Raw genomic sequence first — 25,360 nt, forward strand, 5'->3', positions numbered from 1 at the left:
CTTTAGCAAGCCAACAGCAAAGTACTGGCATTGACATGGTATTTAAGTGGTATTAGGTTTCGTCCCACAACCGGGCGACAACAATCCTACATCCGCATCGGACCAAACCTAAATGAATGACCTCCAGGCCCTACGCCCTGACGACACCCAGCCCACGCCGTTGTACCTGCAACTGGCGCGCAATCTGGAAGCGGCGATCCATGCCGGCCAGTGGAAAGCCGAGCAAGCCATGCCGTCGGAGCGCAATCTCAGCGAACTGCTGGGCATCTCCCGCGTCACCGCGCGCAAAGCACTGGAAGTGCTGTTCGAGCAAGGCCTGATCCGCCGCAATCAAGGTTCCGGCACGTTCATTACGCCACGCCTGGAACAACCGCTGTCGCGACTCTCGGGGTTCAGTGAAATGCTCCGGCTCAAGGGCTTCGTCCCCGGCTCGCAATGGCTGGAACGGGAAATCACCCCGCCGACCCACGAAGAACTGATCCGCCTCGGCCTGTCACCCAACGACAAGGTTGCGCGGCTCAAACGCTTGCGCAAAGCCGACGACACAGTGATGGCGATCGAGATGAGCACCCTGCCCGCCTCGATCATTCCCAAACCGCAAGCGGTAGGCGATTCCCTCTACGAATACCTCGACGGCATCAGTAAACCGGTGGTCCGCGCCCTGCAACACATTCAGGCGATCAACGCCTCGGACGAATTCGCCGCGCTGGTGGGCATCGCTCCCGGCACCGCCATGCTGCTGATGACCCGGGTCGGCTACACGGAAGACAACACGCCGATCGAAGTCACCGACACCTATTGCCGCAACGACTACTACGACTTTGTCGCAGAGCTGCGTCGCTAAAGAGCTTCGTCGCCAAACAAGCTACCGAGAACCGATCATGTCCGAAGACAACATCCTCACCGCCCACGGCTGGGTTCGCGGCCGGCTGATCCACGAGCACGGCAAGGTCGTGTCTATCGAAGGCCAGCCGTGCGATCCGGCGGACAACGATCTGCCTTACCTGCTGCCGGGTTTCATCGACCTGCACGTTCACGGCGGCGGCGGCAAAGACATTATGGAAGGCGCGCCCGCCTTCGAAACCATCACCAGAACCCACGTGAGGTTTGGCACCACGTCGCTGCTGGCGACCACCATGACTGCGCCGAACGAAGAGATTTCGCGAGTGCTCAAGGACGTCGGCGAGTTCTGCGAGCAGCGGCCAAAAGGCAGCGCCCGAGTCCTCGGCGTACACCTCGAAGGCCCGTACATCAACCCCGGCAAACTCGGCGCTCAGCCGAATTTTGCCCACACCGCGTTGATGGCCGAAGTCGAAGAATACCTGACGCTGGCGCCGATCCGGGTGATCACCATCGCCCCGGAAATCGCCGGTCACGACGGTTTGATCCGCGCCCTCAGCGCTCGTGGCGTGCGTATGCAAATCGGCCATACGCTGGGCAGTTATGAGGAAGGCGTCGCCGCGCTTGCGGCCGGCGCCAGCAGTTTCACCCACCTCTACAACGCCATGAGCCCGCTGCATCACCGCGAGCCGGGCATCGTCGGCGCGGCGCTGGCCCACGCCAAATACGCCGAGCTGATTCCGGACTTGCTGCACGTGCACCCCGGCGCGATCCGCGTGGCGCTGCGCTCGATCCCGTGCCTGTATTGCGTCACCGATTCCACCGCCGCCGCCGGCATGCCCGACGGCGAATACAATCTCGGCAGCCACACCGTGACCAAATGCCTGGGCGGTGTGCGCCTGCCCGACGGCACGCTGGCCGGCAGCACCCTGACCATGGATCAAGCCTTGCGCAACCTGGTGAAGATCGGTTTGCCCATCAGCGAGGCCTCGCAACGACTTTCGCAATTCCCCGCCGACTACCTCGGCCTTCAAGAACGCGGACGCCTGCAACCCGGCGCCTGGGCCGACTGCGTGCGGCTGGACCGCTCACTCACACTGACCGCCGTCATGGTCGAAGGAGAAGACATTGACTTCAAAAATGCTTGAAGAGGCGCTGTCCTCGTTCGAGGCCGTGCAAGCCCAATTGCAGCAGCTCGACCCGCAGATGATCGAGATCGCCGGGCGCCTGCGCCGTCAGCCGCCACAAGTGGCGATGACTGTCGCTCGCGGCAGCTCCGACCATGCCGCGAGCTACTTTGCCTACCAGACCATGCAGCAACTGGGCATCCCGGTCGCGTCGTTGCCGATGTCGGTGGTGACCATGCAGCAAGCACCGTTGAAGGTCAGTGGCCAAGTCGCGTTCGCCTTCTCGCAGTCGGGGCAAAGTCCGGATCTGGTGAATAGCCTGCGTCTGCTGCGCAAGCGCGGCGCCCTGAGCATCTCCATGGTCAACGCCGAGAACTCGCCTTTGGAAGCCGCCTGCGAATTCAGCCTGCCGCTGTGCGCCGGCACCGAAAGCAGCGTCGCCGCGACCAAGAGTTTTATCGCCACCCTCACCGCCAGTGCCCGCCTGATCGCCCACTGGAAAGAAGACGTGGAGTTGCTGGAAGCAGGCCTTGCCCTGCCGGAAGGACTGCGCGAAGCGGCAAAACAGGACTGGAGCCTGGCCATCGATGCATTGCGTGATTGCCAGCGTTTGATGGTGATCGGCCGTGGCGCCGGTTTCGCCATCGCCCAGGAAGCGGCCCTCAAATTCAAGGAGACCTCGGCGATCCAGGCCGAAGCCTTCAGCAGCGCCGAGGTCCGGCATGGCCCGATGGCGCTGATCGACGAGAACTACCCCTTGCTGATCTTCGCCCCGCGCGGCGCCGAGCAGGCCGGGTTGCTAAGCCTGGCCGCCGACATGCGCCAACGCGGTGCCCGCGTGCTACTGGCCGCGCCAGATGACGTCGCCGAACGCGACCTGACCCTGAGCCGCGCCGAACACCCTGCCCTCGACCCGATTCTGGCGATCCAGAGTTTCTACGTCATGGCCGCAGGCTTGGCCGTCGCCCGCGGCATGGACCCGGATCAGCCGCGTCATTTGAGCAAAGTGACGCGCACGCACTGAACCGATTGGTATCCATGCCTATTTGTTGGCGGATGAACACCTCCGAGCTGACGAGTTAATCCGCACAGGGCGAGTTGATCCGAACCGAGTTTTTATTGATGAGACCGAGCCATGCACAACAACAATAAAGAGCTGACCCTCAGCGCCCCGCTCAGCGGCCCGGTGCTCACACTCGCCAAAGTCCCGGACCCGGTGTTCGCCAGCGGCGCCATGGGCGACGGGATTGCCATCGATCCGCTGAACGACACCTTGTATTCGCCCTGTGAAGCGCTCGTGATCCACGTCGCCCGCACCGGCCACGCCATCACCTTGCGCGCCGATAACGGTGCCGAGTTGCTGCTGCACCTGGGCCTCGATACGGTCGAATTGCAGGGCGTCGGTTTCTCGATGCTGGTCAAGGAAGGGGCGCGCGTCAGCAATGGCCAGCCGTTGTTGCGTTATGACCTGGACCAGGTCGCGCAGCAGTGCAAAAGCCTGGTCAGCCTGATGATCCTGACCAACAGCCAAGACTTTCAGGCGCGGCCGATTACGCTGAAATCGGTGAAGGTCGGCGATCCCTTGCTGCACATCTTGCCGAAAGCGGCCAACGGTGTGCAGATCGACATTGAGGTCGTCGGCATCGAGGTTCAGGGGCATGTTCATGTCGCCCATCGCGGCGGCCTGCACGCCCGGCCCGCCGCACTGATCCGCCAGACCGCCCAACAGTTCACGAGCAAATCCTGGCTGCACTTCGCCGGTAAATCGGCGGCCTGCGACAGTTTGATCGGCCTGATGGGGCTGGCCGTCGGTGAGCAAGATGAAATCAGGGTCAGTTGCCAGGGACCGGACGCCGAGGCTGCGCTGCAAGCCCTGTTGGCGGCGTTATCCACAGCCCTGGCCGAAGACAGCCACGCCGCCGCGCCAGCACCGATGGTCCAACGCAATCGCCCTGCCGAAGCGGGCGTGTTGCACGGCGTGTGTGCAGCTCCCGGTCTGGTGGCTGGGCCATTGTTTCGTTTGAACTCGATCAGCTTGCCGATGGATGCCGGCAATCATGATCCCGAGCAACAACGGCAAAGTCTGGAGACAGCACTGACTGGGGTGCGCAGCGACATCGACGCCACTCTGGCCCAAGCGAAGAAGCACAAGCATACCGACGAAGAAGCCATCTTCGCCGCGCATCAGGCGCTGCTCGAAGACCCGGCGCTGCTTGATGCGGCTTATCAATCCATCGACCACGGCACCGCTGCGACTCACGCCTGGAGCCAATCCATCGACGTGCAATGCGAGGTGCTTCAGCAACTCGGCAGCCCGTTGCTGGCCGAACGCGCCAACGACCTGCGCGACCTCAAACAACGCGTGTTGCGCGCCCTGCTCGGTGAAACCTGGCAGTACGACGTGCCGGCCGGCGCCATCGTCGCGGCCCATGAGCTGACGCCATCCGACTTGCTGCAACTGAGCCAGCAAGGAGTGGCCGGGTTGTGCATGGCCGAAGGTGGCGCAACTTCCCATGTGGCGATTCTCGCTCGCGGCAAAGGCTTGCCGTGCATGGTTGCGCTGGGTTCGACGCTGCTCGATCAGAAGCAAGGTCAAGCGGTGGTGCTGGATGCCGACGGCGGGCGTCTCGAACTGACGCCCAACCCCGCGCGCCTGGCCGAGGTGCATCAGGCGCAACTCGATCATCAACAACGTCGCGCGCTTCAACAGGCTCAGGCTCACACCCCGGCACTGACACTGGATGGTTTGCACATCGAAGTCGCCGCCAACGTCGCTTCCAGCGCTGAAGCGGCCGATACCCTGGCCAACGGTGCCGATGGCGTCGGCCTGCTGCGCACCGAATTTCTGTTTGTGGACCGCAACACCGCGCCGGACGAACAGGAACAGCGCATCGCCTATCAAGCCGTGCTCGATGCCATGGGCGACAAGTCGGTGATCATCCGCACCATCGACGTCGGCGGCGACAAGCAACTCGACTATTTACCGCTCCCCGTGGAAGCGAATCCGGTACTCGGTTTACGCGGCATTCGTCTGGCTCAAGTCCGCCCGGAACTGCTGGATCAGCAATTGCGCGCACTGCTGCAGGTCAGCCCGTTGTCGCGCTGCCGGATCCTGCTGCCGATGGTCACCGAAGTCGATGAATTGCTGCACATCCGCCAGCGTCTGGATGCGCTGTGCGGCGAACTCGGCCTGAGCCAACGCCCGGAACTGGGCGTGATGATCGAAGTCCCGGCCGCCGCGCTGCTGGCCGAGCAACTGGCCGAACACGCGGACTTCTTGTCGATCGGCACCAACGATTTGTCCCAATACACCCTGGCCATGGACCGCGATCACGCTGGCCTCGCCTCCCGCGTCGATGCGCTGCACCCGGCATTGCTGCGGCTGATCGCCCAGACCTGCGCCGGTGCGGCGGTGCACAACCGTTGGGTCGGCGTCTGCGGCGCCCTCGCCTCCGATCCGTTGGCCACGCCAGTGTTGATTGGTCTGGGGGTCAGCGAGTTGTCGGTGAGCCCGGTGCAGATCGGCGAAATCAAGGACCGCGTCCGCCGCCTCGATGCCAGCGAATGCCGACGCATCAGCCAGGACCTGCTCAAGCTGAGCAGCGCCAGCGCGGTGCGTCACGCTTGTCATCAGCAATGGCCTCTGAGCTGAACAACGACAACAAGAACAGCGACTAAAACAACAAGAACCCAGGGAGATCCGCCATGTACCAATACTTCATCGAAGGCCTGCAGCGCCTCGGTCGTGCGCTGATGCTGCCGATCGCGATCCTGCCAATCGCCGGCCTGTTGCTGCGACTGGGCGACACCGACCTGCTGGACATCGCGATCATCCACGACGCCGGTCAGGTGATCTTCGCCAACCTGGCATTGATCTTCGCCATCGGCATCGCGGTCGGGTTCGCCAAGGACAACAACGGCACCGCAGGCCTGGCCGGGGTCATTGGCTATCTGGTGATGATCTCCACCCTCAAAGTGCTCGATGCGAGCATCAACATGGGCATGCTCGCCGGGATCGTCAGCGGCCTGATGGCCGGCGCGCTGTACAACCGCTTCAAAGACATCAAGTTGCCGGAGTACCTGGCATTCTTCGGCGGTCGGCGTTTTGTACCGATCGTCACCGGGTTCGCCGCCGTCGGCCTGGGCGTCGTGTTTGGGTTCATCTGGCCGCCGATCCAGCACGGCATCAATGGCTTCGGCACGTTGATGATGGAGAGCGGCAGCTTCGGTGCTTTCGTCTTCGGCGTGTTCAACCGCCTGCTGATCGTCACTGGCCTGCACCATATCCTCAACAACATGGCGTGGTTCGTGTTCGGCAACTTCACCGATCCGACCACAGGAGCTCTGGTGACAGGCGACCTGTCGCGCTACTTTGCCGGCGACCCGAAAGGTGGCCAGTTCATGACCGGCATGTTCCCAATGATGATCTTCGGCCTGCCCGCCGCCTGCCTGGCGATGTACCGCAACGCCCTGCCGGAAAGGCGCAAAGTCATGGGCGGGATCTTCCTCTCCATGGCCCTGACTTCATTTTTGACCGGCGTGACCGAACCGATCGAATTCGCCTTCATGTTCCTCGCGCCGATGCTGTATCTGGTGCATGCGCTGCTGACCGGTTTGTCGATGGCGATCACCAACCTGCTGAACATTCACCTGGGCTTTACCTTCTCAGGCGGCTTCATCGACATGATTCTGGGCTGGGGTGAATCCACCAATGGCTGGCGGGTAGTTCCGGTAGGGCTGGCGTATGCGGTGATCTACTACGTGGTGTTTGATTTCTGTATTCGCCGGTTCAATTTGAAGACGCCGGGGCGTGAAGATGTTCCGACTGGCGACAAAGTTGTGATCACCAAGAACGAGCGCGCCGGGGCTTACATCAAGGCGCTGGGCGGTGCGCAGAATCTGATCACGGTGGGTGCGTGCACGACACGGTTGCGGCTGGACATGGTTGATCGCAATAAGGCATCCGATGCGGACTTGAAAGCGTTGGGCGCGATGGCTGTTGTTCGTCCGGGTAAGGGTGGAAGTTTGCAGGTCGTAGTTGGGCCGATGGCAGACAGCATTGCCGATGAGATCCGGTTGGCGATGCCGGCTTTGGGGCGCGCGGTTATCACCTCCCCCGTTGCTGTTATCGACGTACCTGAAACTGCCACCGTGGCGAACACAGAAGCCCAGCAATGGCTGAAGGCACTGGGCGGCGGCGACAATGTGCTGCAAATGGATTGCGTGGCCATGACCCGGATTCGGTTGCAACTGGCGGATGGCAAGGCGTTGTCGGAGGGGCAGTTGAAAGCGCTTGGTTGCATGGGTGTCAGTCAGTTGGACGGTGGCGTTTGGCATCTGTTGATTGGCGACAAAGCGCCGAGTTTGAGTGGTGCGCTGCAGATGTTGGTCGATCGCAGCGAGGTGAGTGCCAAGGTTTAGATTTATGGCGGCTGAGAGTCAGTCTTCGCGGGCAAGCCTCGCTCCTACAGTGCATGTGTCGCTCGCCATCCCCTGTAGGAGCGAGGCTTGCCCGCGAAAGGCCCTCACGACCAATGAAAATCTGCCCGCTGACCGTCACAGGTCCAGCGGGCTTTTTTCATTGTGCTACCCCTGCGGGTCCAGATGATCCAGTACCCGGTTCACCGACAACTCCGCCAACGAAATCATCTGCTGAATCCCCAAGGCCAGATTGCACGCTGGGCCGGTCAGGTCGAACGCCAACTCACTGGCCATGACATTCGCCGAAGCCAGGGTTTCACAGGCATGGGCCAGCAGGGTTTCGGAATCTACGTTGGGCGCGACGACGAAAATCGTACTTGGACGCTGGCCGGCTTTGGCCTTCTTCCGGGAAGGTGGCGCGAGATAGTGATCGAGTGCACGGATTGCGGCATCGTGGAGTTTTTTGGAATTGAGGCAGGCGTAGGGGGAAACGGATTCGTTTTCCATGTTTGTTTCTAAATCTGTTTCTAAATCTGTTTCTACGTCTGCTTCAGGAGGATTTGGACTGTCTTTGATCATTGTGAAGCTCCTAACAAAAAGTTGGAGCTACCAGCATCACTTGCAGATGATGGGTGGCAGCTGTGCGCGGGTCTGCAAGACCGAGTCGTTAGGCAACCTCGGCAGACCCGAAGATCTCCCGCACACAGCCACCATAAATCGATGACCATTGATTTAAGCGCCACGATTATAGGTGCGCTTAAAGGTGTCTAACAAACTATCGGCGGGCTTGCAGTCCCGGTCGCTGAATTGGCAGCGACAGCCAAAGGTTAGAGAGCACACTTCCGACGCACAACCTGAAAGACTTGTGGGAAGGTTCTGATGTTTTTACCGATTAATAAACATCGTTGTCTGTAAGGCCGTCATCGCGAGCAAGCTCGCTCCCACAGTGGGTCGGCGTACATCTGAGGGAGATTGGATGGCAGTCAGGCCGTCTTCGCGGGCAAGCCTCGCTCCTACAGGTGGGGTGGCGTTCATTTGAAAGAAATTGGTCGGCTGTCAGGCCGCCAAGATCAAAAGATCGCAGCCTTCGGCAGCTCCTACGTGGGGTTGTGTACACCCGCGAGAAATTGGTCGGCTGTCAGACCGCCTTCGCGAGCAAGCCTCGCTCCTACAAAAAGCCATCGGCATACACCCGCCCCTCACCACTCAACAGGCCGAGCGTTAGCTCGCCTGCAGCTTTTGATCTGGCTTTTGATCTTGATCCACCCGCCCCTTCGGGAGGCTGAGCGCAGGTGTTCATCTGGGGATTGGCGCGCAGCGCCGTTCGACGCAGTCGAACCCATCGCATGTAGGTCGTAGCGAAGCAGACCGTAGGGCGATGCCCCCAGATGGATACCGGAGCGAAGGAACGCCGAGCCCTAGCGAGGGGCCGGACGCTTGGGGCGAAGACCTTTGCTTCCTTTGGGGCGTTTGCCAAAGGGAGTCGCCGTAAGGGCGAAACCATAAGCCGCCGTTACAGCAGCAACGGATATGTACACAACCCAACCAAAGCATGGTCGGCCCAAAGGCCGCCACGCCCCAAAATCGCAGCCAACAAAAAACCCGCTGAAATCACTTTCAGCGGGTTTCTCATTTCAGCGGCCAGGAAGATCAGAAATCCTCCAACCGCCATACCTCGTAAGCCGGCGTCTCATAGGGATGGCTCTCTTTCAGAGCCACCACCACCGCCCGAATCAACTCATCGCTGACCACAAGCTCAACCTTCCATTCCTCAACCTGCTCGACCTGCCCCGCTTCACCAACAAACGGCTGACTGCCATCCAGTGGACGAAACTGACCCAACCCAAACACCTGCCACGCACAGTGATCATAAGCCCCGATCCGCCCACCACCGGCAGCGAACACAGCGCTTTTGACCACCTCGACATGACTGGCCGGAACAAAAAAACCGAGCTTGTACACGGCAATCAGCTCCCCGCTCTTAGTTCACCCACACGCGAGCATTACGGAACATACGCATCCAAGGTGCGTCTTCGTTCCAGTCTTCCGAACGCCACGAGTTCTGCACGGCGCGGAACACCCGCTCCGGGTGCGGCATCATGATGGTCACGCGACCGTCGCGGCTGGTCAAACCGGTGATCCCGCGCGGCGAGCCGTTCGGGTTGGCCGGATAGTTTTCAGTGACCTTGCCATGGTTGTCGACGAAACGCATCGCCACACAACCCGACAGATCGGCTTCCAGCAACGCTTCTTCGCTGGCGAATTCGGCATGGCCTTCACCGTGAGCGATAGCGATTGGCATGCGCGAACCGGCCATGCCCTGCAGGAAGATCGAGTTCGACTCCTGGACCTGAACCATCGCCACGCGCGCCTCAAACTGCTCGGAGCGGTTACGCACGAAGTGCGGCCAGAATTCGCTGCCCGGGATCAGCTCGTGCAGGTTGGACATCATCTGGCAACCGTTGCACACGCCGAGGGTGAAGCTGTCGGTACGTTCGAAGAAGCCCTGGAAGGCATCGCGAGCACGGCTGTTGAACAGCGCGGACTTGGCCCAGCCTTCGCCGGCACCGAGTACGTCGCCGTAGGAGAAACCGCCGCACGCCACCAGACCTTTGAACTCGTTCAGGTCGACACGGCCGGCCAGAATGTCGCTCATGTGCACGTCGATCGCGTTGAAACCGGCGCGGTCGAACGCGGCCGCCATTTCCACCTGACCGTTGACGCCCTGCTCACGCAGCACGGCAACCTGTGGGCGGATGCCTTTCTTGATGTAAGGCGCGGCGACGTCCTGGTTGACGTCGTAGCTGAGCTTGACGCTCAGGCCCGGGTTGTCTTCTTCCAGCAGCACGTCGAACTCTTGTTCGGCGCAATCGGCGTTATCACGCAGACGCTGGATCTGGTAGCTGGTCTCGGCCCACTGACGTTGCAGCAGACGACGCTGACCTTCGAACACGGTGTCGCCGTTGAAAGTGATGCTGATCTCGCCGTTGTTCATCGGCTGACCGATCACCGACACGCAGTCACCCAGGCCCGCTGCGCTGAACTGCGCGAGGATGTCCGGAGTGGCGTCCTGGCGAACCTGGATCACAGCACCCAGTTCTTCGTTGAACAGGATCGCGGCGATGTCGGCGGAGGTTTCTGCCAGACCGTCGAGGTTCAGGCTCAGGCCGCAATGACCGGCGAAGGCCATTTCCACCACGCTGGTCAGCAGACCACCGTCGGAACGGTCGTGGTAAGCCAGCAAGTGACCGTCGGCGTTGAGGCCCTGGATCACGGCGAAGAAGGCTTTCAGGTCTTCGGCGTCATCGACGTCCGGGGCCTGCTTGCCAAGCTTGCCATGAACCTGAGCGAGGATCGAAGCGCCCATGCGGTTCTGACCGCGACCGAGGTCGATCAGGATCAGGTCGGTGGTGCCCTTGTCCATGCGCAGTTGCGGGGTCATGGTCTGACGGATGTCAGCCACTGGGGCGAAACCGGTCACGATCAGCGACATCGGCGAAGTCACGGTCTTGTCGACGCCTTCGTCGTTCCAGCGGGTGGCCATGGACATCGAGTCCTTGCCCACCGGGATGGTGATGCCGAGGTCCGGGCACAATTCCATGCCGACCGCTTTCACGGTGTCGTACAGACGCGCGTCTTCACCCGGGTGACCGGCGGCGGACATCCAGTTCGCCGACAGTTTGATGTCGGAGATTTTGGCGATGCGCGAAGCCGCGATGTTGGTCAGGGTTTCGCCGATGGCCATGCGGCCCGACGCCGGAGCGTCCAGCAGAGCCAGCGGAGTACGCTCGCCCATGGCCATGGCTTCACCGGTGTAGACGTCGAAGCTGGTAGCGGTGACGGCAACGTCGGCCACCGGAACCTGCCACGGGCCGACCATCTGATCACGGGCCACGAGGCCGGTGATGGTGCGGTCGCCGATGGTGATCAGGAAACTTTTGCTGGCCACGGCCGGATGATGCAGAACGCGCTCGACGCAGTCGGCGATCTCGAGGGTCGACGGATCGAAATCGTCGCCCAGCTCGTTTTCGCGAACGGCCGAACGATGCATGCGCGGGGCTTTGCCCAGCAGCACTTCGAGCGGCATGTCCACCGGGCTGTTGCCGAAGTGGCTGTCGGTCACGGTCAGTTGCGGTTCGGCAGTGGCTTCGCCGACCACGGCAAACGGGCAACGCTCACGTTCGCAGATCGCCTGGAAGCGTTCGAAGTCCGCGGGGCCGACTGCCAGAACGTAGCGTTCCTGGGATTCGTTACTCCAGATTTCGTGCGGGGCCATGCCCGGCTCGTCGTTTGGAATGTTGCGCAGTTCGAAGCGACCGCCACGGTTGCCGTCGTTGACCAGTTCCGGGAAGGCGTTGGACAGACCGCCCGCGCCGACGTCATGGATGAAGCTGATCGGGTTTTTGTCACCCAACTGCCAGCAACGGTCGATGACTTCCTGGCAGCGACGTTCCATTTCCGGGTTTTCGCGTTGTACGGATGCGAAGTCCAGATCCGCCGAGCTGGTGCCGGTGGCCATGGAAGAGGCAGCACCGCCGCCCAGGCCGATGAGCATTGCCGGGCCGCCGAGGACGATCAGCTTGGAGCCAACGGTGATCTCGCCTTTCTGCACGTGTTCGGCACGGATGTTACCCATGCCGCCAGCCAGCATGATCGGCTTGTGGTAACCGCGAACTTCGTCGCCACGCGGGGTGGTGATCGATTGTTCGAAGGTACGGAAATAACCGGTCAGGGCCGGACGACCGAATTCGTTGTTGAACGCGGCACCGCCCAACGGGCCTTCGATCATGATGTCCAGCGCGGTAACGATGCGCTCAGGCTTGCCGTACGGCACTTCCCATGGCTGTTCGAAACCCGGGATTTGCAGGTTGGACACGGTGAAACCGGTCAGGCCAGCCTTTGGCTTGGCGCCGCGACCGGTTGCACCTTCGTCACGAATCTCGCCGCCGCTACCGGTGGATGCGCCCGGGAACGGGGCAATCGCGGTCGGGTGGTTGTGAGTTTCGACTTTCATCAGGATGTGCACCGGTTCCTGCACCGCGCCGTACTGGCGGGTTTCAGGGTCCGGGAAGAAACGACCGGCAACGGAGCCGACGATTACCGAGGCGTTGTCCTTATAAGCCGACAGAACACCTTCGCTGTGCATCTGGTAGGTGTTCTTGATCATGCCGAACAGGCTTTTTTCCTGGCTCTGACCGTCGATGTCCCAACTGGCGTTGAAGATCTTGTGACGGCAGTGCTCGGAGTTTGCCTGGGCAAACATCATCAGTTCGATGTCATGCGGGTTGCGCTTCAAGCCGACGAAGGCTGCGACCAGATAGTCGATCTCGTCTTCGGCCAGGGCCAGGCCCAGCTCGGTGTTGGCTTTTTCCAGCGCGGCGCGGCCGCCACCCAACACGTCGATCGCGGTCAGGGGCTTGGGTTCGGCGTGGCTGAACAGGCCGGCGGCTTGTTCAAGGTTGTCCAATACGATCTGGGTCATGCGGTCATGCAGAGCGCCTGCGATCAGCTGCGCTTCGGCATCGCTGAACTGGCCGGCGACGTAGAACGCGATACCGCGCTCCAGGCGCTGGATCTTGGTCAGGCCGCAGTTGCGAGCGATGTCGCTGGCTTTACTGGACCACGGCGAGATAGTGCCGAAACGTGGCAACACCAGAAACAGACGACCGGTTGGCTCTTGTACTGGAACGCTTGGGCCGTACTTCAGAAGGCGCGCGAGCACCTGCTGTTCGTCGCCGGTCAGGACGCCGGTAACTTCGGCGAAGTGAGCGAATTCAGCATACAAGCCGCTGACAGCCGGAACCTTCTGGCTCAGTTGCTCAAGGAGTTTGCTGTGGCGAAAGGCAGAAAGGGCAGGAGCGCCGCGCAGGATCAACATCTTCGGGACAGCCTCGGGAAGGGGTGTGCTTTGAGGCCGTGCATTCTAGCCTAAACCGCCCGCGACATCACCCGAAACGGTACGCACGGCTGCACCCGAACGTCGGGCCGGGTATTCGGGCCCGAAACAGGCGCGCGCCGCGGGTTATTTTTTCTGTCACAAAATGCTGTTTGGGCCCATTCCTGCGGGCTCCAAGCGGGTTTTAGACTCTCTAGCAGACAAGCCCTTCGCTGTCGAGATATGGCGCTCGTGGTCCTTTGCGTATACTGCGCAGATGTTTTCCCCAACGGCTTTGCGTCCGCGGTACGCCAAATGGCTGATCGCAACCGGACTCTTCCTGGTGCTCGGTGGCTGTGTTGATAAACCCAACACGCTGGAGCGCGTAAAGGAGGATGGCGTGCTGCGGGTGGTTACCCGTAACAGTCCCGCCACCTACTTTCAGGATCGCAACGGTGAAACCGGCTTCGAATACGAGCTGGTGAAGCGCTTCGCCGACGATCTGGGGGTCGAGCTCAAGATCGAAACCGCCGACAACCTCGATGACCTGTTCAATCAGGTGGGCAAGCCCAATGGCCCGGTGCTGGCTGCTGCCGGCCTGGTCAGCAGCGAGCAACGCAAACAGCAGGTGCGGTTTTCCCACTCCTACCTCGAAGTCACCCCACAGATCATCTACCGTAACGGCCAGTCGCGGCCGACCGACGCAGGCGATCTGGTCGGCAAGAAGATCATGGTGCTCAAGGGCAGCACCCACGCCGAGCAATTGGCAGAGCTGAAAAAGAAATATCCCGGCATTGAATACGAAGAGTCCGACGCAGTTGAAGTCGTCGATTTGCTGCGCATGGTCGACGAAGCCCAGATCGATCTGACCCTGGTCGATTCCAACGAAGTCGCGATGAACCAGGTGTACTTCCCCAACGTGCGGGTCGCCTTCGACCTCGGTGACGCCAGCAATCAGAGCTGGGCCGTGGCCGCCGGCGAAGACAACAGCCTGCTCAACGAGATCAACTCCTACCTCGACAAAGTAAAGAAAAACGGCACCCTGCAACGCCTCAAGGATCGCTATTACGGGCACGTCGACGTGCTGGGTTACATGGGCGCCTACACCTTCGCCCAGCATCTGCAGCAGCGGTTGCCCAAGTACGAACAGCACTTCAAGACGTACGCCAAGAAAGAGAAAGTCGACTGGCGCCTGCTGGCGGCGATCGGTTATCAGGAATCGCTGTGGCAAGCGGCGGTCACGTCCAAGACCGGCGTGCGCGGATTGATGATGCTGACCCAGAACACGGCGCAAGCCATGGGCGTGTCCAATCGACTCGATCCCAAGCAGAGCATCATGGGTGGGGCAAAGTACCTGGCCTACATGAAGGACCAACTGGATGAGTCGATCCAGGAGCCGGATCGTACGTGGTTCGCGCTCGCAGCCTACAACGTCGGCAGCGGTCACCTGGATGACGCGCGCAAACTGGCGGCCAAGGAAGGGTTGAACCCGGACAAGTGGCTGGATGTGAAGAAAATCCTGCCGCGCCTGTCGCAGAAACAGTGGTACAGCAAAACTCGTTACGGCTACGCCCGAGGCGGCGAGCCGGTGCATTTCGTGGCGAACATCCGTCGTTATTACGACATCCTGACGTGGGTGACGCAGCCGCAGCTCGAAGGCAATCAGGTCGCTGAAGGCAACCTGCATGTGCCGGGGGTCGACAAGACCAAGCCGAGCCAGGAAACCCCGCCGCTTTAAATCTTCGCAGCCTTCAAAGACGCCATCGCGGGCAAGCCACGCTCCCACAGATCCGCGTCGAATATTCAACTGTCGTTCAACTCGGACCTGTGGGAGCGTGGCTTGCCCGCGATGGCAGCGCCGCCAATCTAACCTTTTATCGCAGCGGCCAGAATCAGCGCCTTCATCTCCGACACCGCCGACTTGAACCCGACGAACAACGCATGGGCCACCAGCGCATGGCCGATGTTCAGTTCATTGATGCCCTTGATCGCCGCAACAGCTTCGACGTTGTGATAGTGCAGACCGTGACCGGCATTGACGATCAACCCCTGGGCCAGACCGAATGCCACGCCATCGGCCACGCGCTTGAGCTCTTCAGCGACTTCGGTTGGCGTCTCGGCGTCCGCATAACGCCCGGTGTGCAATTCGATGGCCGGCGCACCGACACGACGGGATGCTTCGATCTGCCGCTCGTCAGCGTCGATGAACAGCGACACTTCACAGCCGATCTTCGCCAGGCGATCTACCGCAGCCTTGATCCGCGCCTCCTGCCCTGCCACGTCCAGACCGCCCTCGGTGGTCAGCTCTTGACGGGTTTCCGGGACCAGGCAAATGTGCGCCGGGCGGATGCGTTCGGCGAACGCCATCATTTCTTCGGTGACACCCATCTCGAAGTTCATGCGGGTTTGCAGCACGTCCTTGAGCAGCAGCACATCGCGCTCCTGAATGTGCCGGCGGTCTTCGCGCAAGTGCACGGTGATGCCGTCAGCGCCCGCCTCTTCCGCGTCCAGCGCTGCCTTGACCGGATCCGGGTAGCGAGTCCCCCGGGCCTGACGCAGGGTGGCAACGTGGTCGATGTTCACGCCAAGAAGAATGCGATTGCTGGTGGTCACGGAAGCGCTCCTGAAATAAGGGAAAGTTCGGTGCACAGCATACGGGGTGATCAGGGCTTGCGAAACAACTCACGACTGACCAGCGGACGACCACCCAGATGAACGGCCAGTGCCTGACGCATCAAGCGCTTGGCGGCGGACAGCGCACCAGGCGCGGACCAGTCGGCATCGGCCATGGCCAGCAATTCAGTGCCGTTGAACAGGCCCGGTTGTAGCAGGTAGACCCGTTCCAGGCCTGCATCCACTTGCAAGCGGTAGAGACCATCCGGCGCGATGGGGTCACCGTGGATGTCGGTGTTCAACGCAAAGCCATAACCGAGGTCGTCGAGCAAACGCCATTCGAAGGACCGCAGCAAAGGCTCCAACGGACGGCCTTCGACCAGGGCGAGCAAGGTCGCGGCGTAGTGATCGAAAACCGCGGGATGAGGGTCTTCAGCGGGCAGCAGACGGATCAGCAATTCGTTGAGGTAGAGGCCGCTGAACAGCGCCTCGCCGTTGAGCCAGGTGGAAACACCGGCGCTTTCCATGCGGCCGACATTCTTCAGCTCGCCCCGGCCACGGAATTCGACTTCCAGCGGCACAAAAGGCCGCGCCAACGTCCCGGCCTTGCCCCGTGCGCTACGCAACACCGCCCGCAGCCGACCTTGCGGCGTAAGGAAATCCACCAGCGCGCTGCTTTCGCGGTAGGCGCGGCTATGGAGGACGTAGGCGGGTTGGCCGGTTGGCGCGGTGTTCGACATGGAAATCGCAGTTCTCAATGAAGGAGCGCAGTTCTACAAACAACCAAAACCAATGTGGGAGCGGGCTTGCCCGCGATGGCGGACTTACATTCAACATCTCTGCTGAATGTTACATCCTCATCGCGGGCAAGCCCGCTCCCACAGGGTTCTACGGTGCAGCGCAGACCGGTGTTACAGGTCGCCGTAACCCAGCGAACGCAGCGCACGTTCGTCATCGGACCAGCCGCCCTTAACCTTGACCCACAGGTTGAGCATGATCTTGGAGTCGAACAGCAGCTCCATGTCCTTGCGCGCCTCGGTGCCGATGCGCTTGATGCGCTCGCCCTTGTCGCCAATGATGATTTTCTTCTGGCCGTCACGTTCGACGAGGATCAAGGCATGGATGTGCAGGGTTTTGCCCTGCTGCTTGAACTCTTCGATTTCCACGGTGATCTGGTACGGCAGCTCGGCGCCCAACTGGCGCATGATTTTCTCGCGCACCAGTTCAGCGGCGAGGAAGCGGCTGCTGCGGTCAGTGATCTGATCTTCCGGGAAGAAGTGATCGTTTTCCGGCAGGTGCTCGGCAATCACTCGTTCCAGCGTGTCCAGGTTGTGCCCGTGCTGGGCCGAGATCGGCATGATCTGCGCGTTCGGCAGCTGTTCCTGTAACCAGGTCAGGTGCGGCATCAACTCGGATTTGTCTTCGATACGGTCGGTCTTGTTCAGCGCCACGATCAGCGGGCCGGTCACGTACTGAACGCGCTCGAGGACCATCTGGTCTTCGTCGGTCCACTTGGTGCGGTCAACCACGAAGATCACCACGTCGACGTCTTTCAACGCCGCCGAAGCGGTCTTGTTCATGTAGCGGTTGAGGGCCTTTTCGCCCCCCTTGTGCATGCCTGGGGTGTCGACGTAGATCGCCTGAACGGTGCCTTCGGTCTTGATGCCGAGCATGTTGTGACGGGTGGTCTGCGGCTTGCGCGAGGTGATCGCCAGCTTCTGACCCAGAATGTGGTTCAGCAGCGTGGACTTGCCCACGTTGGGACGGCCGACGATGGCAACATAGCCACAGCGAGTTGCGGTTGAATCAGTCATTGCCATTCTCCACACCCAGGGCAATCAGTGCTGCGGCGGCCGCTACCTGTTCGGCAATACGACGACTCACACCCTGACCTCGGCTTTTTTCATTCAGTAAGATGATTTCACATTCGACGAAGAACGTCCGGCAATGCGGCTCACCCTGGATATCCACCACTTCGTAACGCGGCAGCTCACAACCACGCGACTGCAGGAATTCCTGCAGGCGGGTTTTCGGATCTTTGTTGGTGTCGACCAGCGTCAGGCCTTCGAACTCTCCGGCCAGCCAGGCCAGCACGCGCTCGCGCGCCATGTCCATGCCGGCGTCCAGATAGATCGCACCAATCAGCGCTTCCAGGGCATCGGCCAGAATCGATTCGCGACGGAAACCGCCGCTTTTCAATTCGCCGGAGCCCAAGCGCAGGTATTCGCCCAGGTCGAAACCACGGGCCAGTACGGCCAGGGTTTCACCTTTCACCAAGCGGGCGCGCAAACGCGACAACTGGCCTTCGCGGGCCAGCGGGAAGCGATCGAACAGCGCCTCGCCAGCGACGAAGTTGAGGATGGCATCACCGAGGAACTCCAGGCGTTCGTTGTTGCGCCCGGCAAAGCTGCGGTGAGTCAGGGCCAGAACCATCAGTTCCTGGTCTTTGAAGGTGTAGCCGAGCTGACGCTCTAGACGGCTTAAGGAGACGCTCACGGTTTACCCACGCTGAGTTCGTGGCTGGATTCCACCGCCATCGCCGTGGTACGGCGCAGGCTTGGGACAATTAACGCTGTGTTCAAAAATAACGTCCTGAATATCGTTGTTTTCATGCTTCTGCCGTCGATTATGCCGACTCCAGAAATGCATTCGGCGCTGTGTTCAACAGCGCCGTGTGTGATTACTTGATCAGGCCAACCCGCGAGAAATTCGGCAGGTGACTGAGTTTGGGTTCCGGCCAGCTCATCCAGACTGCGAAGGCCTTGCCGACGATATTCTTGTCGGGAACCATGCCCAGCAGATCCTTGGGAATACTCGGATCATCCCAGTAGCGACTGTCGTTCGAGTTGTCGCGGTTGTCGCCCATCATGAAGTAGTGCCCGGCAGGCACGGTCCACGAATGATCCGGCGTTGCGCGGTAGCGGCTCATTTCCTTGCGGATAAGGTGCTCGGCGACGCCGAGTTTTTCCTTGTAGAGCTCGGCGCTGCCCAACGTGCCCGGCTCGGAGCCGACCAGTTGTTCGGCGATCGACTCACCGTTGACGAACAGGCGCTTGTCCGCGGTGTAGCGAATCTGGTCACCCGGCAGGCCCACCACACGCTTGATGTAATTGACGTTCGGGTCGCTTGGGTAGCGGAACACCATCACATCGCCGCGCTGCGGATCACCGACTTCGATGACTTTCTTGTCGATCACCGGCAGGCGGATCCCGTAAGAAAATTTGTTCACCAGAATGAAGTCGCCGACGTCCAGGGTCGGTTTCATCGAGCCGGAAGGAATCTGGAACGGTTCCACCAGGAACGAACGCAGCACCAGCACGATGAACAACACCGGGAAGAACGACTTGCCGTATTCGACCAGCAGCGGCTCTTTGTTCAGTTTCTCGACCACCACCATGTCAGCCTGGCTGACGCTTCCTTGATAGGAGTTAATGGCAGCCCGGCGCCGTGGCGCCAGGAACAGCAGATCGAGCAACGCCAACAGGCCGCAGACGAACACGGCGATGACCAGCAACAGCGGGAAATTTAGTGACATAGGACCTAACTATCCAACCTGAGCACGGCAAGGAAGGCTTCTTGTGGAATTTCCACGTTACCGACCTGCTTCATGCGTTTTTTACCGGCCTTTTGCTTTTCCAGCAGCTTTTTCTTACGGCTGACGTCACCACCGTAGCATTTGGCCAATACGTTCTTTCTGAGCGCCTTGACGGTTGTCCGCGCCACAATCTGCCCGCCAATGGCGGCCTGGATTGCCACGTCGAACATCTGCCGCGGAATCAGTTCTTTCATCTTCTCGGTCAACTGGCGACCTTTGTAGTGCGCATTGTCACGGTGCACGATCAACGCCAGGGCGTCGACCTTGTCGCCGTTGATCAGCACGTCCAGTTTCACCAGACTAGCCGATTGGTAACGATCGAAATGGTAATCCAGCGAAGCATAGCCACGGCTGGTGGATTTCAGACGGTCGAAGAAGTCGAGGACCACTTCGTTCATCGGCAAATCGTAGGTCACTTGTACCTGGGTACCGAGGAACAGCATGTCGTGCTGCACGCCACGCTTTTCGATACACAGGGTAATGACGTTACCCAGGTGCTCTTGCGGCACAAGGATATTGGCCCGCACGATCGGCTCACGCATGTCTTCGATCGACGACAGGTCCGGGAGCTTCGACGGGTTATCGACATAGATCGTCTCGCCGGTCTTGAGCAGCAGCTCGAAGATTACCGTCGGCGCCGTGGTGATCAGGTCCAGGTTGTATTCGCGCTCCAGGCGCTCCTGGATGATTTCCATGTGCAGCATGCCGAGGAAGCCGCAACGGAAGCCGAAACCCAGTGCGTCTGAGCTTTCCGGTGTGTATTGCAGCGACGAATCGTTGAGGGTGAGCTTTTGCAGCGCCTCGCGGAAGTCTTCGAAGTCGTCGGAGCTGACCGGGAACAAACCGGCGTACACCTGCGGCTGAATGCGTTTGAAGCCTGGCAGCACATCGACGTCCGGCGTCGAGCTCAAGGTCAGGGTATCGCCCACTGGCGCACCGTGAATGTCCTTGATGCTGGCGATGATGAAGCCCACTTCACCGGCCTTCAGGTCGACGGTAGGGGTGTGTTTCGGATTGAATACACCGACGCTGTCCACCAGGTGGATCTTGCCGGTGGACTTGACGAGGATCTTGTCGCCCTTCTTCACACGACCGTGACGCACGCGTACCAGGGAAACAACGCCCAGGTAGTTGTCGAACCAGGAGTCGATGATCAACGCTTGCAGCGGATCTTCGTAGTTGCCGGTCGGCGCGGGAATGGTGTGAACCAGGCGTTCGAGCACTTCATCGACGCCCAGGCCAGTCTTGGCGCTGCACTCGACTGCATCGGTGGCATCGATGCCGATGATTTTTTCGATTTCTTCTTTGACGCGGTCCGGATCGGCCTGAGGCAGGTCGATCTTGTTCAGGACTGGCATGACTTCCAGGCCCTGCTCGATTGCCGTGTAGCAGTTGGCAACCGACTGCGCTTCAACGCCCTGACCGGCATCGACCACCAGCAACGCACCTTCACAGGCCGCCAGCGACCGGCTGACTTCGTAGGTGAAGTCGACGTGGCCGGGGGTGTCAATGAAGTTCAGCTGGTACTTGATGCCATCGCGGGCGGTGTAATAAAGGGTGACGCTGTGGGCCTTGATGGTGATCCCGCGTTCACGCTCCAGGTCCATGGAGTCCAGCACCTGGGCTTCCATTTCGCGCTCGGCAAGGCCGCCGCACATCTGGATGAAGCGATCGGCCAGCGTCGACTTGCCATGGTCAATGTGGGCGATGATGGAGAAATTGCGGATATGACTCAAATCACTCACGGATCAACACTCAAAAAGGCTGCAGGCATAGCCCGCCGAAAAATAGCCGGGAATTGTACCTGATCCACGGCGCAAGCGTCACGTTCGCAGGTCAGACGGCGCATACAAAAACGCCCCGGTCTTGCGACAGGGGCGTTTTGAGTGACAAGCCACATCGGGAAAAACCCGCGATCAACCGGCCCGGCGCAACAACCAGACCCCGGCCAGGGCACAGACACTGGCCGGTACCAGCACCGCAAACAGCGGCGAGAAACCGAATACCAGGCTCGAAGGGCCCAGCAAATCCTGGACGATGCGGAAGGTGAAGCCCACCAGCACACCGGTAAAGACCCGCTGACCGAGGGTCACCGAACGCAACGGGCCAAAGATGAAGGAAATCGCCATCAGCACCAATGCAGCGGTCACCAGCGGCTGCAACACCTTGACCCAAAACGCCAGCCAGTAACGACCGTTGCTCAGGCCCTGATCAGCCAGGTAGTGGATGTAACTCCACAGACCGGTGATCGACAGCGATTCAGGCGCCATCACCACGGTGCTCAGCAGTTGTGGGCTCAGGGCTACTTCCCAGCGCTCCACCGGAGTCGTCACCACTTCGGTGCTCTTGTCATGGAACAACGTGGTCGTGACGTCGCTCAGTTGCCAGTGATCGGTATCGAATTCCGCGCGCTTGGCGAAGCTCGAAGACAACATGTGGCGTTGATCGTCGAAGCGATAACGGGTCACGCCGTACAGCAGACCATTGGGTTGCACAGAGTTGACGTGAATGAACTCGTCACCCTGCCGGTGCCACAGACCATGCTTGGCGCTTTGCGCGTCGCCACTGCCCTGGGCCAGCGAGCGGTTGGCCTGAGCGGTGACTTCCGTGGCCGGCGCGACGTATTCGCCAATCACCAGCCCTACCGCCATCAAAAGCAGCATCGGCTTCATGACAGCCCAGACGATCCGCCCGAGCGACACACCTGCAGCGCGCATGATGGTCAGTTCGCTGTGGCTGGCCAGACTGCCGAGGCCGATCAGGCAACCGATCAGCGCCGCCATCGGCAACATGTCGTACAGACGGCGCGGCGCGGTCAGCAGCACATAGCTCAGGACATCCATCAGCGTGTAGGTATCGCTGACCTCACTCATTTCATCGATGAAGGCAAACAGCGTGGCCAGGCCGAGGATGATCCCCAGCACTGCCAGGATCGCAACGAACACGCTGCTACCGATGTAGCGATCGAGCTTATCCACGGGCCACCTCCAGCGCACTGCGGCGACTCGCCATCTTCAAGCGCAACGGCTCCCAGTACAGCAAGCCCAGGCCAATGGCCAGGAAGATCGCATGCACCCACCACAAGCCCAATGCTGACGGGATCTTGCCCTTTTCGAGGGCGCCGCGAGCGGCAATCAGGATGGTCAGGTAAGCCATATAAAGAAGAATCGCCGGCAGCAGCTTGAGGAAACGGCCCTGGCGCGGGTTGACCCGCGACAGCGGCACCGCCATCAGGGTCACGATGAAGACCAGCAATGGCAGAGACAGACGCCATTGCAGTTCGGTACGCGAGCGAATGTCATCGCTGCCCAGCAGGGAGCGGGTGCTCATCGCGTCACGGTCGGTGACTTCGTCACTGACGTCCGGCTTGGGCAGCAATACGCCGTACTCGTCGTATTTGATGGCACGGTAATCGGCCTGCCCCGGATTACCGTCGTAGCGGTAGCCGTTGTCGAGAATCAGGTAACGGTTGCCGTCGGGGCGAATTTCCTGGCGCCCCTTCTCGGCCACCAATACGGAAATCCCGCGATCCTTTTTGTCGGAGTTTATATTTTTCTGCGAAATGAACACGCCGCCCAGATTGATGCGGTCATCCGACAATTGTTCGGTGTAGGTCACTCGAGTGCCGTCGCGCAAGGCCTGGAAACGGCCTGGTTCGAGGGTGTCGAACTCGGTCATCGCATCCTGTTTGTTCAGCAGCAACTGGAACTGGTTGGCACCCTGTGGCGCCAGGCTCAGGCTCAGCCAAGCCACCACCAGCGCAACCAGCGTGGCCGGAAACAGGGTGATGCGAAACAGTCGCTGCTGACTCATGCCGGTGGCGGACAGCACGGTCATTTCGCTGTCGAGGTACAGACGGCCGTAGGCCAGCAATATCCCGAGAAACAGCCCCAAAGGCAGGATCAACTGCAGGAAACCCGGCAGACGGAACCCCATGATCAGGAACAGCGAACCCGGGTCCAGAAGGCCAGAAGCCGCCTGGGCGAGGTATTTGATGAAGCGTCCGCTCATGATGATGACCAGCAGCACGGCGCTGACGGCGCTCAAGGTCAACAGGACTTCGCGGGATAGATAACGGAAGACAATCAAACCAGACACTCCAGGGTTGTCAGGCTAAGCGGCCAAACAAACAAACGTATCGGTCGGCCCGCAGGGCAGAGCCGCCGAAAAAGATGGCGCATTATCCTGTGATTGGGTGCGCCTGTCACTGCGCACGCTCAAGCAGACACCTGAACCACCGAAGTTCGCACCACCGAGGGTTGTCAGGCGCCGGTAGCGAGGTTCAAACTGCGGCCTTTGTCGCTGGCATTGCTACCTGCGTCTTTCTACTTATAAGCAAGCCTCTGCGCGCCGCGCACTTTGACCACTCATTCAGGGACCCAGACATGGAACTGGTTGTAAAAAGCGTTAGCCCGGAAACGTTGAAGACCGCCACGCTGGTGGTCGCCGTCGGCGAAGGCCGCAAACTCGGCGCCGTTGCCAAACAACTCGACGAGCTGAGCGGTGGCACCATCAGTGCCGTGCTCAAGCGCGGCGACCTGGCCGGCAAAGTCGGCCAGAGCCTGTTGCTGCACAGCCTGCCTAACCTCAAGGCTGAGCGTGTATTGCTGGTGGGCGTGGGCAAGGATGAAGAGCTGGGCGATCGCCCGTTCCGCAAAATCATCGCCGGCATCCTCAACACCCTTAAAGGCCTGGGCGGCAGCGATGCAGTGCTGGCCCTGGACGAAGTCGTGGTCAAAGGCCGCGACAGCTATGGCAAGACCCGCCTGCTGGCAGAAACCCTGGTAGATGGCGAATACACCTTCGACCAGTTCAAGAGCCAGAAAGCCGACCCGCTCGCCCTGAAGAAAGTCACCCTGGTGACCATCAAGGCCGCACAGGCTGAAGTCGAACGCGCCGTGGCCCATGCCACCGCGATCGCCAATGGCATGGCCTTCACCCGTAACCTGGGCAACCTGCCGCCAAACATCTGCCACCCGACGTTCCTGGGCGAGCAAGCCAAGAACCTGGGCAAAGAATTCAAGAGCCTGAAAGTCGAAGTCCTCGATGAGAAGAAGATCAAGGACCTGGGCATGGGCTCGTTCTACGCCGTCGGCCAGGGCAGCGCCCAGCCGCCGCGCTTGATCGTCATGCAATACAACGGCGGCAAGAAATCCGAGAAGCCGTACGCACTGGTCGGCAAAGGCATTACCTTCGACACCGGCGGCATCAGCCTCAAGCCGGGCGCCGGCATGGATGAAATGAAGTACGACATGGGCGGCGCCGCCAGCGTGTTCGGTACCTTGCGCGCCGTGCTCGAGCTGAAACTGCCGATCAACCTGGTGTGCATCCTGGCCTGCGCCGAGAACATGCCGAGCGGCAACGCTTCGCGTCCGGGCGACATCGTCACCACCATGAGCGGCCTGACCGTGGAAATCCTCAACACCGACGCCGAAGGCCGTCTGGTGCTGTGCGATGCCCTGACCTACTCCGAACGCTTCAAGCCGCAAGCGGTAATCGACATCGCCACCCTGACTGGCGCTTGCGTCGTTGCGCTGGGTTCCCACACCTCGGGCCTGCTGGGCAACAACGACGAGCTGATCGGCCAACTGCTGAGCGCCGGCCAATCCGCCGACGACCGCGCCTGGCAACTGCCGCTGTTCGATGAATATCAAGAGCAGCTGGACAGCCCGTTCGCCGACATCGCCAACATTGGCGGCCCGAAAGCCGGCACCATCACCGCTGCCTGCTTCCTGTCGCGTTTCACCAAGAACCTGAACTGGGCGCACCTGGACATCGCCGGCACGGCCTGGACCAGCGGCGGCAAGGACAAGGGCGCCACTGGCCGTCCGGTTCCCCTGCTGACCCAATACCTGCTGGACCGCGCCAAAGCCTGAAACCATTGAACTT

General features: G+C 60.7%; 18 protein-coding genes. 7 read left to right on the forward strand and 11 right to left on the reverse strand.

Annotated features, from left to right (window positions below; translation table 11 throughout):
• The first annotated feature begins 112 nt into the window (after nucleotides 1-112).
• From AB7M22_RS21375 to nagE, 5 genes are all read left to right on the forward strand, one after another.
• Nucleotides 113-844, forward strand: a complete 732-nt coding sequence (locus AB7M22_RS21375) for a GntR family transcriptional regulator (RefSeq protein ID WP_454187712.1) — start codon at nucleotides 113-115, stop codon at nucleotides 842-844.
• A gap of 37 nt (nucleotides 845-881) precedes the next feature.
• Nucleotides 882-1,988, forward strand: a complete 1,107-nt coding sequence (gene nagA, locus AB7M22_RS21380; RefSeq protein ID WP_454187713.1) for an N-acetylglucosamine-6-phosphate deacetylase — start codon at nucleotides 882-884, stop codon at nucleotides 1,986-1,988.
• A complete protein-coding gene (locus AB7M22_RS21385) occupies nucleotides 1,969-2,991 on the forward strand; it encodes an SIS domain-containing protein (RefSeq protein ID WP_454187714.1) in 1,023 nt (340 codons plus the stop codon). The genes nagA and AB7M22_RS21385 overlap by 20 nt, the downstream gene beginning before the upstream one ends.
• A gap of 111 nt (nucleotides 2,992-3,102) precedes the next feature.
• The gene (gene ptsP, locus AB7M22_RS21390; RefSeq protein WP_454187715.1) at nucleotides 3,103-5,619 is read left to right on the forward strand and encodes a phosphoenolpyruvate--protein phosphotransferase; all 2,517 of its coding nucleotides are present in this window, start codon (nucleotides 3,103-3,105) and stop codon (nucleotides 5,617-5,619) included.
• Between the two features lie 53 nt (nucleotides 5,620-5,672).
• Complete coding sequence (gene nagE, locus AB7M22_RS21395) at nucleotides 5,673-7,388, forward strand: N-acetylglucosamine-specific PTS transporter subunit IIBC (RefSeq protein ID WP_454187716.1); 1,716 nt, start codon at nucleotides 5,673-5,675, stop codon at nucleotides 7,386-7,388.
• 165 nt (nucleotides 7,389-7,553) lie between these two features.
• On the opposite strand, the gene AB7M22_RS21400 is transcribed toward nagE, so the two are convergent.
• From AB7M22_RS21400 to purL, 3 genes are all read right to left on the reverse strand, one after another.
• Entirely contained in the window at nucleotides 7,554-7,967 is a 414-nt protein-coding gene (locus AB7M22_RS21400; protein WP_454187717.1) for a DUF6124 family protein, read from the reverse strand.
• Nucleotides 7,968-9,038: 1,071 nt separating this feature from the next.
• Nucleotides 9,039-9,350, reverse strand: a complete 312-nt coding sequence (locus AB7M22_RS21405; RefSeq protein ID WP_008004968.1) for a Nif3-like dinuclear metal center hexameric protein — start codon at nucleotides 9,348-9,350, stop codon at nucleotides 9,039-9,041.
• Nucleotides 9,351-9,369: 19 nt separating this feature from the next.
• On the reverse strand, nucleotides 9,370-13,266 hold the full coding sequence (purL, locus tag AB7M22_RS21410) for a phosphoribosylformylglycinamidine synthase (protein ID WP_454187718.1): 3,897 nt from the start codon (nucleotides 13,264-13,266) through the stop codon (nucleotides 9,370-9,372).
• A gap of 274 nt (nucleotides 13,267-13,540) precedes the next feature.
• Here purL and mltF point away from each other — a divergent pair, with 274 nt between their 5' ends.
• The gene (mltF, locus tag AB7M22_RS21415; RefSeq protein ID WP_454187719.1) at nucleotides 13,541-15,001 is read left to right on the forward strand and encodes a membrane-bound lytic murein transglycosylase MltF; all 1,461 of its coding nucleotides are present in this window, start codon (nucleotides 13,541-13,543) and stop codon (nucleotides 14,999-15,001) included.
• Between the two features lie 128 nt (nucleotides 15,002-15,129).
• Here the strand turns inward: mltF and pdxJ are convergent, their stop codons facing one another.
• The 8 genes from pdxJ to lptF form a co-directional block, all read right to left on the reverse strand.
• On the reverse strand, nucleotides 15,130-15,876 hold the full coding sequence (gene pdxJ, locus AB7M22_RS21420; protein WP_454187720.1) for a pyridoxine 5'-phosphate synthase: 747 nt from the start codon (nucleotides 15,874-15,876) through the stop codon (nucleotides 15,130-15,132).
• A gap of 50 nt (nucleotides 15,877-15,926) precedes the next feature.
• Entirely contained in the window at nucleotides 15,927-16,616 is a 690-nt protein-coding gene (recO, locus tag AB7M22_RS21425; RefSeq protein ID WP_454187721.1) for a DNA repair protein RecO, read from the reverse strand.
• 171 nt (nucleotides 16,617-16,787) lie between these two features.
• Complete coding sequence (gene era, locus AB7M22_RS21430) at nucleotides 16,788-17,690, reverse strand: GTPase Era (RefSeq protein WP_008004958.1); 903 nt, start codon at nucleotides 17,688-17,690, stop codon at nucleotides 16,788-16,790.
• Complete coding sequence (rnc, locus tag AB7M22_RS21435) at nucleotides 17,683-18,372, reverse strand: ribonuclease III (RefSeq protein ID WP_007905528.1); 690 nt, start codon at nucleotides 18,370-18,372, stop codon at nucleotides 17,683-17,685. The genes era and rnc overlap by 8 nt, the downstream gene beginning before the upstream one ends.
• A gap of 184 nt (nucleotides 18,373-18,556) precedes the next feature.
• The gene (gene lepB / locus AB7M22_RS21440) at nucleotides 18,557-19,411 is read right to left on the reverse strand and encodes a signal peptidase I (RefSeq protein ID WP_109628119.1); all 855 of its coding nucleotides are present in this window, start codon (nucleotides 19,409-19,411) and stop codon (nucleotides 18,557-18,559) included.
• Nucleotides 19,412-19,416: 5 nt separating this feature from the next.
• Complete coding sequence (lepA, locus tag AB7M22_RS21445; RefSeq protein WP_007905525.1) at nucleotides 19,417-21,216, reverse strand: translation elongation factor 4; 1,800 nt, start codon at nucleotides 21,214-21,216, stop codon at nucleotides 19,417-19,419.
• 171 nt (nucleotides 21,217-21,387) lie between these two features.
• Complete coding sequence (gene lptG / locus AB7M22_RS21450) at nucleotides 21,388-22,449, reverse strand: LPS export ABC transporter permease LptG (protein WP_008004953.1); 1,062 nt, start codon at nucleotides 22,447-22,449, stop codon at nucleotides 21,388-21,390.
• Nucleotides 22,442-23,560, reverse strand: coding sequence for an LPS export ABC transporter permease LptF (gene lptF / locus AB7M22_RS21455; RefSeq protein WP_008004951.1), 1,119 nt, complete (start codon nucleotides 23,558-23,560; stop codon nucleotides 22,442-22,444). The genes lptG and lptF overlap by 8 nt, the downstream gene beginning before the upstream one ends.
• Nucleotides 23,561-23,856: 296 nt before the next feature.
• Here lptF and AB7M22_RS21460 point away from each other — a divergent pair, with 296 nt between their 5' ends.
• Nucleotides 23,857-25,347: a leucyl aminopeptidase gene (locus AB7M22_RS21460; protein WP_008004949.1), complete on the forward strand. Its 1,491-nt coding sequence runs from the start codon at nucleotides 23,857-23,859 to the stop codon at nucleotides 25,345-25,347.
• Nucleotides 25,348-25,360 lie beyond the last annotated feature (13 nt).

This window comes from Pseudomonas sp. ADAK2 TE3594, assembly GCF_053628675.1.